The organism is Legionella sp. W10-070, from assembly GCF_900640175.1.
Taxonomy (GTDB): domain Bacteria; phylum Pseudomonadota; class Gammaproteobacteria; order Legionellales; family Legionellaceae; genus Tatlockia.
The window spans coordinates 124,073-136,687 of sequence record NZ_CAAAJC010000002.1; the positions used below are offsets into that span (position 1 = coordinate 124,073).

A 12,615-nucleotide genomic window follows, 5' to 3' on the forward strand; every position below is an offset into this window, starting at 1 on the left:
TTGTAGATGGTTTCTAATCCCAATCTTGCGGGCTATCTGCAGGCAGTTGTAAATTGCCCAGGTCATCAAAAACCCCAAGATGAAAAATAGCATCCCCTTCATTGACCAAAGGAATATTAGTCTTTCCTATAATCACTCCATCACAAGGGCATTTGATCTTAATTTCATTATCCCCAAGAGGATCGACAATATGGCAGAGGATTTCTCCTTTATTTACCTTTTCCCCAAGGGCTTTACTTTTAGTGAGCATTCCGCTCTCCACCGCGCGTATCCAGAATGTGGATTCAGCAATCGCCGAAATAAAGCCTGTTCTTCTGGGTAATTTTCTTTGCGAAGGGGAAAACATATTAAGATAAGTCATTACATTTAATATTCCACGCACCCCAATTTTTATCGCCATTTCATCAAAACGTAACGCCTCCCCCCCTTCATAGACCATCATTGGGATATTTAAATTATCAGTCGCCTCCCGCAATGAACCATCCCGCATGTTTGAAGCCACCATAATAGGGGCAGCAAAGGCTTCCGCCAGTTTTGCCGATTGAGCACATTGATGGCTGAAGCGGGTTTGCGGATAATTGGAGCGGTGGATAGCACCGGTATGTAAATCAATCCCATGGGTGGAGTGGCTGACAATTTCCTTCATAATCAAATTAGCCAGTTTGGAAGCCATCGACCCCTGCTCTCGCCCAGGAAACTGGCGATTTAAGTCTCGCCTATCCGGTAAGTAGCGTGAATGAAGAAAAAAACCGTATACATTAACAATGGGGATAGTAATCAATGTTCCGCGCAACCGCTTAATTTGCGGTGTATGATGCAATCGCCTTATAATTTCGACCCCATTGATTTCGTCGCCATGGATAGCCGCTGTCACAAAAAGCACCGGCCCGTCTTTCTTACCATGAAAAACATAAACGGGGATTTCAATAGGCGTTGAGGTGTATAACATTGCAAGTGATAACTTAATGCAACGTGATTCTCCTGCCTTGATACTTTCTCCTGCAATAACTATAGGTTGTCTTGTATTCATCCCTGAAACCGTTGATTCATACCTTTAGGTTTTGCATGCTTTTCAATATATTGAATAATCTTACCAGCAATATTAACATGCGTTGCCTTTTCAATCCCTTCAAGTCCAGGAGAAGAGTTTATTTCCAGTACCAAGGGGCCGTGATTGGAACGTAGCAAATCAACACCTGCGACCTTTAAACCCATTGCCTTTGCAGCAGCGATCGCTATTGCCCGCTCCTGGGGCGATAATTTCACCTTGATTGCCGTACCTCCCTGATGAACATTAGCACGAAACTCACCTTCCTTAGCCTGTCGCTTTACCGCAGCAACTACTTTATCACCAATTACGAAACAACGAATATCGGTTCCATGAGACTCTTCAATAAATTCCTGAACCAAAATGTTGGTAGACATTTCCTTAAAGGCATTAATTATACTTACAGCCGATTGATGGCTATCCGCTAAAATCACCCCTTTTCCCTGGGTTCCTTCCAAAAGTTTAATCACTAACGGTGCCCCTCCTACCATACGGATCAGATCCTCTGTATCGTCAGGTGATAAGGCAAAACTGGTTCTTGGCATCGGAATTCCTTTACGAGCCAAAAGCTGTAGGGCACGAAATTTATCTCTCGAGCGGGATATCGCTATTGATTCATTAAGGGTATACATTCCCATTGTTTCCATATGCCTTAAAAGAGCAGTACCATAAAAAGTAATTGAGGCGCCAATCCGCGGGATAACGGCATCGTATTGGGGTAAAGCTTCTCCTCCCCGATAATGCACCTTAGGATTAGAAGTAGCTACATTCATATAACAATAGAGTGGATTAATAACGCTGATCTCATGGCCTGCTTCCTCGCCAGCGGCTTTCAGGCGCTGGTGTGAATAAAGTCGAGGATTGGTAGATAAAATCGCAATTTTCATGGATCAATGGTTCCTTTAATTATTATTTTCATTCGTTATAAGAAAAGCCTAGCCTAAATTTAAGACACCGTAATACTAAACTTATTTCACATTCTGGAGGCAGCTATACCCTGCCACAGTAATGGCAAGGACGCACTAAGGCATTATCTGTAAAAATATCCGGATAATGCCTTTAAATCAGAAATTGGAATTAATCTTGAGAAAGCAACATCTGATAGTCTCTTGCCAGAAGAGTTGCCTGGTGTGGTGTAGTAAAGAAGGCATTTAATTCCCCCCGGGGATTAAAGAGCATGACAGCCCCGCTATGCTGCATATCATATTTCTGCGGATCATTGGTATCAGGAAGCGCTATTTTCGCATAGGCAATCCCCATCTCGCGGGTCATCTTTTTTATTGCGTCTTCAGCGCCGGTAGCCCCATCAAACTGCGGGTTAAAGGCTTTAACATAATGCTGCAGTTTTTCCAGGCTATCTCTGTCAGGATCGATAGAAATCATAACGATATGCGGCAATGGTTTAACGCCTTCCTGCTGAAGAAGCCGATACATTTTACCTAACTCGGCCATTGTGGTTGGGCATAAGTAGCCACAATTGGTAAAACCAAAAAAAAGCATTGTCCACTGGCCATGCAGGTTGTCATTAGTAAATGGCTTATTATCAACGTCAGTCAAAGCAAATTGCTCAACCTCCCGGGGTGTTTCAAGATAGGTACCGTGAAACTGATTAGGATCAATTCTTTTTTTGGAATAAAGGTAGTGTGAGACAAATATCCCGCTGGCTATAGCAATAAAAGCAAGTAGAACGGCCACTACCAAGGTTACAGAATTCTTTTTGGCAGACATTTTATCCCCTTAATATACCCTGTGAAACATCAACTGTGTCTAAAACAGATTGTTTAATTCCAGAAGGTATAATGATCAATTAATAAGAAAACAAATAACATCATTAAATAAACGATGGAAAAGCGAAAAGTATGCATGGCAATAGCTGGCTTGTCCTGGCGAAAAAGCATAATTCCCCAGTATAAAAAACGACCGCCGAGTAAACCGGCTCCAATCAAGTATAACCAGCCACTCATCCCAACCAGGAAAGGCAACATACTGACCACTAACAGCAGAATAGTATACAAAAGAATATTTAACTTAGTAAATGTAATTCCATGAGTTACTGGCAACATTGGTATTTCCGCATGCCTGTATTCTTCCAAACGATAAATAGCCAAAGCCCAAAAATGTGGAGGAGTCCAGGTAAAAATGATTAGAACCAGTAAGAGCGCCTGAGGATCCAACTGATTGGTAACCGCAGTCCAGCCAAGCAAAGGAGGCGCTGCACCGGCTAATCCGCCTATCACTATGTTCTGGGGCGTCGCTCGTTTCAAATACCCTGTATATATGCCGGCATAACCTATTAAGGTCACAAAAGTAAGAACCGCCGTTAAGCTATTAACAAAGACCACTAAAATAATAAGGCCGGAGATTCCCAGCAAACCGGCAAAAGACAAAGCCTGTCTGGCCGATATGCGCCCTTGCGCCACAGGCCGTTTACTGGTACGAGCCATGACTGCATCAATCCGCTTGTCTACCAGGTGGTTAATTGCAGCCGCACTCCCTGCACAAAAACCAATACCTGCCAATGAAGCCAGCAAGGTTGGTAAGGGCACCCAGCCAGGGGACGCTAAATACATGCCGACAATGACTGTGAGTAACATCAGAGCTACCACACGTGGTTTACAAAGCTCAACATAATCACGCCATTGTGGATTTAGATCAAACTCAGTCTTAGCGCGCATTAAAGACCCTCCCCTGGGTGAGATAAACGATCATTAACATCGTAGCAAACAATAAAGCGGCGATCCCATTGTGTGCTACAGCCACCCATAAAGGCAACAAATAAACTACATTAGCTATTCCAAGGACAAATTGAATCATCACCAGCATAATCGCCAAAGAAGCAAAAACCCGAAGGCGTTTATCCTGGACTTTGATTGCCAGTAAGGTAGATAAAGAGAAAATATAGATTGCGGTAAGGACAGCTCCTAAGCGATGGATGTATTGGATAGTCACCCTGACTTCATTATCCAGTACCCCGCCCTGGTAATTCTCCCCCACTGGAGAGAATAAATTGAATCCCTGGGAAAAATGCAAGGCAGGCCACCATTGCCCATTGCATTGTGGGAAACCAATGCAGGCAATTCCTGCATAGTTTGAACTAACCCAGCCGCCCAAAGCAATTTGACAAAAAACAATCGCCAATCCCAATCCTGCCCAAAAACGCCAGGATGGTAAGTTAACAGGAGCTATGCTGCTTAGCTGCAGGCGAAACTGACTTAGGCAGGAGAAAATGAGTATTCCACCCAGCAAATGCCCCATCACCACCACAGGCAATAACTTTAAAGTCACGGTCCACATACCCAAGGCCGCCTGAAATAATACCAAGGCAATGAGCAGACAGGGTAACCGCCAAGGTACCCTTACCCCCTGTGTCCGTTGCCAAAATACACTGCCTGCCATCAATAGAATCAGCAGGCCAAGGGAACCTGCCGCATAGCGATGAGCCATTTCTGTCCAGGCTTTCCGAGACTCTATCGGCTGATGTGGGTACCTGCTTTGTGCCGATTGTAATTGTTTATTTGCACTGGGCAAAACCATATGCCCATAACAACCAGGCCAATCCGGACAGCCTAAACCTGCATCGGTTAACCGCGTATAAGCACCAAGCATAACCACAAACAATGCCAGGATAAGCGCTATACTTGCCGTATAGCGAAGAAATTTAAATTGGGTTTCTCTATCCACGCTTTCTTTCCACACTCAATAGTTGCTTAATATCATGAAATATATCGTCAGGTTTTGCATTTAAGCCGTAAGCCAGGATTAGGTAGCCTTCAGGATTGGCAATAAACACCCGAAAATCCGAACTTAGCAGCCTTAATTGATTCCCATCAGTCTCTGAGGCATACTGCACCTGAATATCCTGCTCCTTGAAAGAAGCCGTTAAACCTTCGGACAGTTGCTGTTGCTCGCGCCCTAACATCAGCCATTGTTCAATTTCATACAAATGCCGACCCAGGGCAAGGCGAATCCGCGCCAATTTATCCAACTGCTTAAGACAATCACCAGCACAACCCTCTGGCTGCCAGAGAACAAGACGCCACTTGGTATCAGTCTGCCTTTGGCTAAGCTGCACGGGCGGAGTCAGTAACATCCCTTTGTTTGTCCTGGCAGCTCCCAGCCAGTGAGGGTGGGTATAAAACAAATAGGCTGTTATGCCCGGCGCAATAAAAAGCAAGGCCAGTAATAACAAAATCATCGAGTTACGCTGCGTCATGTTCATCGAGTTTCTTAATATTTAAAATAATAAAGAGAAGAAATACCACAAAGGCAATAGCGAACCATTGCAAGGCATAAGCATAATGGCGTTCAGGAGACATTGCTACCACAGGCCATTCGCGGATGTAACCATGCGCTTCTTCTTTGTCGAGGCGAATAATAAACGGATATACTTTTTTATGCAAAAAATGACCGATTAATGGAGTGTTAATCCGCTCAATGATGGTTAAATTCGGTCGTTTCCTTTCAATTTCCTCGCCCAATACCCAATGTTTTGCTGAAGGATAATAAGCCGTACCTCTTACCTGGATTTCAGCAGCAGGAACAGAAGGATCAGGAAATCGTTGTCGGGTAATATCACCAGCAATCCAGCCGCGATCCACCAACAGAATATTACCGGAAGCCAACAACAGGGGAGTAAGCACATTATAGCCGAACTGATGCTGATAATGCTGATTGTCTAACAGCATAATTTCAGGCATAAAAGTACCGACAACGGTAATCCGCTGGTATTGGCCGGGCATAGCCATGCCCGCCTTCCATTTCATTGGTTTTCCTTTTGCCAATCTCGCTTGAGCCGTCAGCATTTGTGTTTTTTCTTCAGCCCGATGCAATTGCCAAAAGCCCAAACGGGTAAAAAAAAGTATTGCGGCCGCTGCTAAAGCCGCCATTCGCCAACAAAGCGTGAAACGATAATTAAAACAGGTTAAACTCCACATCTTGATTCTACTGATTGAAAAGCACTGAAGTCAGACCGGGGAGTATAACAAATGTTCACTAAAGCTATCATCCTTATTATCATGTTAATTATTTTAATTGCTTTAGGCAGCGGCCTGTTCTATCTGGTTCGTGATGAAGGAAAAACCAAACGTGCCGTAAAAGCATTAACCTGGCGTATTAGTCTGTCATTACTATTATTTTTATTTCTATTTTTGGCTTTTAGCATGGGATGGATTCAGCCACATGCTTTATAGGCATCGAGAATGTGTCATCAACCAGCTCCAGGGGTGTGATTTTAAGTGCGGCAGGGCTGGTGGTAATTAATGGTATGTGTTTGATAATAAACATATTTTCTCGCATTTTGCTAGCGACCCATCCGGGCTAATACAACTTTCGAGGAAAAACCGCAGTTTTAATCGCACCTGATACGTACACAGACCCTGGAAAAAAAAATAAAACCAAGTCATAATCAATTGCTCTTAACCCAAGCGAATTGATTATGTTTGTGTCCAAGTTAATAATTCTTCATCTATATGACTATCAAAAACCCGAAGGAAGCTCTTGCCCTGTTACTCAATTCAAAAAAACAGTGAATCCCCTGGCGTTATCAACCTGTATGCGCCATATTTATGTATTCAGTACAAAACAACTTCCGAACGAAGCGCTGATACCCTCATTAATGGCTCAATTAAAGACCTCCCACCCTCATCAAAAACTCCCCCAGGTTGACGTGTGCTACGGAAAGGAAGCTTACGCTAAACTTTTACTATGGAGTATCGGCGGGTTAAATAATAAGAAACCCTTTAATGACCCACGCATCCTGGGCGATTTACGTCAATTTTGTTTTTCCTATAGTAAAGCTCCTGCTAACTCCCAAAAAAACCAGGCCTGGAATTTTAACAAAAAAATCATGGACGCCTTACTGACAGATAGCAAGCGTTTACTTGAACTGGCCAATAGCCTGCAAGAGCCATTGGAGATTAAGCGCCGCTTACTGCAAACTGCCTGTGAGCGTTGTGCCTGGGCGCGAGATGAGAATTACTTGGCAATTATCAACAGCTTTGAGTATGGGAACTTCCTTACTCAGGAAAAGATGTTAGTTCATCTGAAAGTAAAATTAGATTATTTGCAGTCGACCACAGAAAGACAACTCAACTCGCTTTCAAAATCCAGGGCAAGCTTTTTTGGTAAAGCTGTTAATATAAATGAAAGATTAACTGTTATCAGGGAATTACAGCAGCGACTGGAACTGCCAGAATATCAGGAAAGCCAGTCAATGACAGCAAATGAAGCTTGCACTGGGTCTGTCAACTTGAATCTTTAAACCCATAGGCCTCCAGAAAAGGAGGCTCGATGGAGGGTTTATTTTTACAAGATGACTGGGCTATTAAACAATTTTTCTTCCTCTTCCAGTTTCTCTAGCACTTTTTCTTTGAGTTTAGAGTCCTTGGAAGAACCAAAAATTGTCGATCTTATCCAATCGAACCGGGGATTGCGCTTATGCTCCAGCACCGGCTGATATTCTTGTAAAAACTTACTTATTGCCTCTTTAGACTGAAGCGATTCAATCTTATCAAAAATATTTTTTTCAATTGCCCGCTTGTCTTTTTTAGATAAGCTGGTCAGATTATTATTTTGAAAATGCTTAGGCAATAACTGATTGATTATCATGGTGCGAGCTTCATTTAACTTTGAGGCGCAATAGTGCTTTCCCAATAGTGGACAAGCTCACCATTATGAAAACCATACTCTTCCTCTTTTCGCGAAGTATATTTTACTGCTTTTGAAATTGCTAATAACAACACTTGCAGCGCTTCATTGACTTGTTTGCCATCAGCCATAACACTCTTTAAAAACAATCGATAAATTCAATTGATTGGGTGCGAAGCAACTTTGGGATAGTTTAGAGAGCTAACTTCAGCTTATATGAGCTGGATACCCTAACACAAACCAATAAAAGCTGAACCTATAAGCCACAGCCTGGGTTTAATCAAATCAAAGATTGTAGCCGATTAATTTCTTTACTTAATTGCCACATGTAACTGCCCGTTTATATCAATCCAGGCTCTTTTCATGACTTCGGTATTAAAAGTCATGCCAATTTCTCCCCTGGGATTCAAGGCAATAACCCCTATCTCGCCTTTGCCTTTGTTGCGCTCATGAATCACCTGCTCGCAGGCTTGTTGAAGAGGCATGTCAAATTCAGTCATCATCGAAATGGTATGGCCAATCACACCGGTTATAAGATACTCTCCTTCGCCAGTTCCTGAAACGGCACAGCCCTTATCGTTGGCGTAACAACCGGCACCAATAATACAACTGTCCCCGACTCGGCCGGGCAAACAATGGCTAGTGCCTCCTGTAGAGGTTGCGGCAGCCAAATGACCTTTCTGATCTAATGCGACAGCACCGACAGTGCCATGCATTTTAGTAATTTGCTGTTGGTTGAGGAGATTTTCATAGTCTTCATATTGATTATTAGTGATAAAATAAGAATCAGGTCTTAAGCAAAGCCCTTCCTGTTGTGCAAAATCAAAAGCACCATAACCTGAAAGCAGGACATGGCTGGTTTCATTCATAATAACCCTTGCCAACGTCACAGGGTTTTTGACATTACGAACCATGGATACTGCGCCCGCTTTTAAACTCCTGCCATCCATGATGGAGGCATCCATTTCCACCTCGCCTTTAGCGTTCAAAGCGGAACCGCGACCTGCGTTAAACAAGGGGTTATCTTCAAGAAACCTCACCGCTTCCTCAACTGCATCCAGGGCAGTGCCTCCTCGCTGTAAAATCCTGTAGCCAGACTGACAGGCCTCTGCCAATCCGTTTTCAGTTTCCTGCCCGTTTTTTTGCAGAAATAATGAATTTTCTCCTGCCCCGCCATGAACTGCGATTGCAATTTTCATCATTGTATCCAGGTTAGTTATTTATTCAGATCCATTTCAAAATTAGGTGACATCGCCGGGTTAGCCAGACTGCGTGTTTCAAGTGAAAAATAACATCCCTTGACAAGCAGGTGCACTTTCAGATTTTCGACAAAAACAGCTTCACCTTCCTTTACATTAGTAATGTTGGTTTGACATATATTCCTGCCGTCAATAATGACCACCATCCCTGACCCCCTGCATTCTGCCTGCCAGCCATTTTTAATAATCAAGGCGGTATCTTCCCCAAGGCCGATGCCAAGCTGCTCGGGGTTCATAATAATGGCATGCGCAAGACGGCCAAATCTCCCGCGTTTAATGAAATGGGTATCGACAATACAGGTAGGCAATAAACCCAGACCCGAAGAAGTCGCTAAATTCCGATATAATAATGCCTCAGTCAATCCGCCGGAGGTAATCATCACCGAAGACATCACCATCGCTCCGGCACTTGTTCCAGCGACGATAAAATTACTATCCTCAAAATATCGGCGTTTTATAATTTCAACAATTGGCGTCCCTCCTAATATGGTTGAAATACGGAACTGGTCACCCCCGGTAAAGAAAATAGCACCCGCTTCCTCCGATCTGGCCAGATAATCTTTTTTCCTTGCCTCAGATCGTGCCTTAATCGGCATAAAGCCTACATTCTTATAACCCATTTCAAGGAAAACTTTCTGGTAGGTTTTTTTTACTTCTTCCTGGACTATTGAACCGGTGGTAATAATTTCTACTCTTTTGTTCCTGCAGTCGGGCAAAAGCTCATTTAAGATCTCATAGCGAGCAACTTCTTTTCGTTGCTCAATAATACTAGGCGGCTGGTCAACCTTATCTTCGGCTCCCCCGATGATAAGTAACTTTCCTTTTGGATTCATAATGAGAATGTCTCATGGTTTGCCATTTTTGCTGCAAACACTTTCTTCTCCTCTACCATAAAGGCAAGCGAATCAAAAACATCGTCGACAGAGCAATAAATCAAGGTATCAGGTGCAGCATCTGCCATAGCGTAGCGAATTGCCGCAAACTCATTAGAAATCACTTTGACAGAAATAGATGGGTTGACGGAACGAATTCCCTGCAGGATTAAATCAGTAATTTGTTGATTAGTCCTTCCCCGGCCATCCTTATTATGCCGTATAATGATCTCATCAAAAATTTGTGCAGCATAATAGCCTAGTTTTTGAATGTCCTCTCCCTTCCTGTCGCCGGAGGCAGCAATAATCCCTGTCTTTCGCTTATAATCCATTGAATCAATAAATTTTTTAAGTTGAATATAAGCATCTTCATTGTGAGCGTAATCGATAATGACTTGAAAATCATTAAAATCGAATACATTCATTCTGCCTGGCGTATACTCCATAGAAGGGCGAAGGCTGCCAAGCGTCTGCTCAAGCCGTTTAATTGGAAATTTAGCAATAAAACCGGCAAGCACCGCAGGTAAAATATTTTTAATCATACACTCTGCAGTACCATTAAATGTAAGCGGTATATCCTTGACCCTTGCCAGGGCATACCGGGTGGGGCCTTGCTGGATAACAATTTGATTGTCTTCTATAAAAGCAGCCAAACCACCATCACTACAGTGTGCTTTAATCCGCTTGCTTTCCTCCAAAGCGAACAAGGCCACATTGCAATGTACTTCTTCTTTAATCATATAAACCAGATCATCATCTGCATTTAATATGGCATGGCCATTTTTCATGGTGCTGTAAGCAACCACTGCCTTAAGCCTTGCAAGATCTTCTATGGAATGAATATCATCAAGCCCGAGATGATCCTCACTGATATTCGTTATAATGCTTATGTCACACTGATCGAATCCAAGTCCTGATCGTAAAATTCCCCCTCGAGCGCACTCTAGAACAGCAAAATTAACTGACGGCTCTTTTAAAACAACTTCCGCACTGCGAGGCCCACTGCAATCGCCGCGAGAGATTAAATGATCATCGATATAAATACCTTCCGTTGTGGTAAAGCCCACATGATAATTGGCTTGTTTGGCAAATTGGGCAACCAGGCGTACTACTGTGGTTTTTCCATTCGTACCGGTTACTGCTACGATTGGAATCCTGCATGGACTTGCAGCAGGGTATAACATATCCAGGAAAGGAGCAGCCACATTTCGCGGCCTACCCTCGCCGGGGGATAGATGCATCCGCAGGCCTGGGCCGGCATTCACTTCAATAACGGCACCCTTTTTTTCATCAATTGGCGATCGTATATCATGGGCAACGATGTCTATACCACAGACATCAAGCTGAACCAGTCTTGAAATTCGTTCTGCAAGGCGAATATTATCAGGGTGAACCTGCTCTGTTACATCAATTGCCGTGCCTCCTGAGCTTAAATTGGCACTATTTTTTAAATATAAAGACTCTCCTTGTCCCAGCACACTCTGTAAGGTCAAATGCTTGTCCTCTAAAATAGATAATGTACTCTCATCGATTTTAATCGAGGTAAGGGGCTTCTCGTGAGACATACCGCGCCTTGGATCCTGATTCGTTTTTTCAATAAGCTGCTGTATGCTATCGATGCCATTACCCAAAATCATTGCCGGTATTCTCTTTGCTACAGCAACAACCCGATGATTAATCACCAAAAAACGGTAATCATTCCCTTCAATAAAGCGTTCTGCAATGACGTTCGCCGAGCTTTTCCGGGCAAGGTTAAAGGCTGATATAGCCCGTTCTTTATTGTGAATGTTGGTAGTCACTCCCCTCCCATGGTTGCCATCCCGGGGCTTGATTACCAAAGGAAAACCTAATTGCTCGATAGCCTTATCCAAATCATCCATAGAAGCAACAGTCAAACCTTCCGGTATTGGAATAAAACTTGAAGCCAGAATTTGTTTTGTCATTTCCTTATCAGCGACGATGTCAACGGCAATAGCGCTGGTTTGCGAAGAGGTCGCTGCCCAGATTTTTTTTTGATAACAACCCTGACCTAAAGTGATTAGCGAAGTCTCCTTAAATCTCGCCACAGGGATATTTCTTCTTCGCGCTTCCTTTACAATCGCATCGGTACTAGGTCCTAACATTCCTTCGGCAAATAATTCCCTCAATTGGGAAAGATCACGTTCCAGGAATAAATAATCTTTGCCTTCAGCCAGAGATTGCACAATCTGAATCGCCCTCTGACCTGCCAATAATCCCGCATTTTCTATCTCATAAGCAAATATAACGTGATAGACTCCTTTTTCATGGGCACTATAGGTTCTGCCGAAACCACAATCCATCCCTGCAAGGGTTTGCAGTTCCAAAGCGACATGTTCAATCACGTGGCCTAACCAGGTACCCTCTTCCAATCGCAGAAAGAATCCCCCTTCAATTCCAGGGGAGCAGCGATGGCTATACAGGGTAGGAATTAAACCTTTAAGTTTACTGGAAAAATCGCCCAGGCAATTGCTGGGCAGTTCTTCATAAGCCCCCAAATCAAGTTTAATCTCGATTAATTTTTGCCTGTTATTTGACCAGTAATTAGGGCCTCTTAATACTCTTACATTTAAAATTTTCATTCACTCATTCCCTTGGTAACGTGAAAATATTTAAATAAAACTTTAGTTGATATACTCCCTGAGATCAAAGTTTACCGAACCGGTTAAAAATATTAAATTTACATATAAATTGATAAATCACAATAGATTATGTTCACAGAAAACGATGAGCATAAGTCAACAGGTCAATTAGCACCTGTTAATAGCGAGTT

At 43.1% G+C, this 12,615-nt stretch carries 14 protein-coding genes; 2 read left to right on the plus strand and 12 right to left on the minus strand.

The window, feature by feature from the left end:
- Positions 1–13: 13 nt before the first annotated feature.
- From E1O65_RS01525 to E1O65_RS01555, 7 genes are all read right to left on the minus strand, one after another.
- Positions 14–1,030, minus strand: coding sequence for a succinylglutamate desuccinylase/aspartoacylase family protein (locus E1O65_RS01525; protein WP_242601507.1), 1,017 nt, complete (start codon positions 1,028–1,030; stop codon positions 14–16).
- Complete coding sequence (rimK, locus tag E1O65_RS01530; protein WP_133131833.1) at positions 1,027–1,935, minus strand: 30S ribosomal protein S6--L-glutamate ligase; 909 nt, start codon at positions 1,933–1,935, stop codon at positions 1,027–1,029. Before rimK ends, E1O65_RS01525 begins: the two co-directional genes overlap by 4 nt.
- Positions 1,936–2,125: 190 nt before the next feature.
- Positions 2,126–2,776 carry an SCO family protein gene (locus E1O65_RS01535; protein ID WP_133131834.1) on the minus strand — a complete coding sequence of 217 codons (651 nt, stop codon included), beginning with the start codon at positions 2,774–2,776 and terminating at the stop codon, positions 2,126–2,128.
- A 53-nt stretch (positions 2,777–2,829) separates the two neighbouring features.
- Complete coding sequence (gene cyoE, locus E1O65_RS01540) at positions 2,830–3,723, minus strand: heme o synthase (RefSeq protein WP_133131835.1); 894 nt, start codon at positions 3,721–3,723, stop codon at positions 2,830–2,832.
- Complete coding sequence (locus tag E1O65_RS01545) at positions 3,713–4,729, minus strand: COX15/CtaA family protein (protein WP_242601508.1); 1,017 nt, start codon at positions 4,727–4,729, stop codon at positions 3,713–3,715. The genes cyoE and E1O65_RS01545 overlap by 11 nt, the downstream gene beginning before the upstream one ends.
- Positions 4,722–5,267, minus strand: a complete 546-nt coding sequence (locus tag E1O65_RS01550; protein WP_133131836.1) for a hypothetical protein — start codon at positions 5,265–5,267, stop codon at positions 4,722–4,724. Before E1O65_RS01550 ends, E1O65_RS01545 begins: the two co-directional genes overlap by 8 nt.
- Positions 5,248–5,982: an SURF1 family protein gene (locus E1O65_RS01555; RefSeq protein ID WP_133131837.1), complete on the minus strand. Its 735-nt coding sequence runs from the start codon at positions 5,980–5,982 to the stop codon at positions 5,248–5,250. Before E1O65_RS01555 ends, E1O65_RS01550 begins: the two co-directional genes overlap by 20 nt.
- A 51-nt stretch (positions 5,983–6,033) precedes the next feature.
- Between E1O65_RS01555 and E1O65_RS01560 the strand changes: the two genes are divergently transcribed.
- On the plus strand, positions 6,034–6,237 hold the full coding sequence (locus E1O65_RS01560) for a twin transmembrane helix small protein (protein WP_133131838.1): 204 nt from the start codon (positions 6,034–6,036) through the stop codon (positions 6,235–6,237).
- Positions 6,238–6,488: 251 nt separating this feature from the next.
- Positions 6,489–7,307, plus strand: a complete 819-nt coding sequence (locus E1O65_RS01565; protein ID WP_133131839.1) for a hypothetical protein — start codon at positions 6,489–6,491, stop codon at positions 7,305–7,307.
- A gap of 44 nt (positions 7,308–7,351) precedes the next feature.
- Here the strand turns inward: E1O65_RS01565 and E1O65_RS01570 are convergent, their stop codons facing one another.
- The 5 genes from E1O65_RS01570 to cphA all read right to left on the minus strand — a co-directional run bounded on the left by E1O65_RS01570 (position 7,352) and on the right by cphA (position 12,424).
- Positions 7,352–7,654, minus strand: a complete 303-nt coding sequence (locus E1O65_RS01570; RefSeq protein ID WP_133131840.1) for a hypothetical protein — start codon at positions 7,652–7,654, stop codon at positions 7,352–7,354.
- Positions 7,655–7,668: 14 nt separating this feature from the next.
- Positions 7,669–7,824: a hypothetical protein gene (locus E1O65_RS12520; protein ID WP_165474871.1), complete on the minus strand. Its 156-nt coding sequence runs from the start codon at positions 7,822–7,824 to the stop codon at positions 7,669–7,671.
- A gap of 180 nt (positions 7,825–8,004) precedes the next feature.
- Positions 8,005–8,895: an isoaspartyl peptidase/L-asparaginase gene (locus E1O65_RS01575; RefSeq protein WP_133131841.1), complete on the minus strand. Its 891-nt coding sequence runs from the start codon at positions 8,893–8,895 to the stop codon at positions 8,005–8,007.
- Positions 8,896–8,909: 14 nt separating this feature from the next.
- A complete protein-coding gene (locus tag E1O65_RS01580) occupies positions 8,910–9,785 on the minus strand; it encodes a cyanophycinase (RefSeq protein ID WP_133131842.1) in 876 nt (291 codons plus the stop codon).
- Complete coding sequence (gene cphA, locus E1O65_RS01585; RefSeq protein WP_133131843.1) at positions 9,782–12,424, minus strand: cyanophycin synthetase; 2,643 nt, start codon at positions 12,422–12,424, stop codon at positions 9,782–9,784. Before cphA ends, E1O65_RS01580 begins: the two co-directional genes overlap by 4 nt.
- Positions 12,425–12,615: the final 191 nt, after the last annotated feature.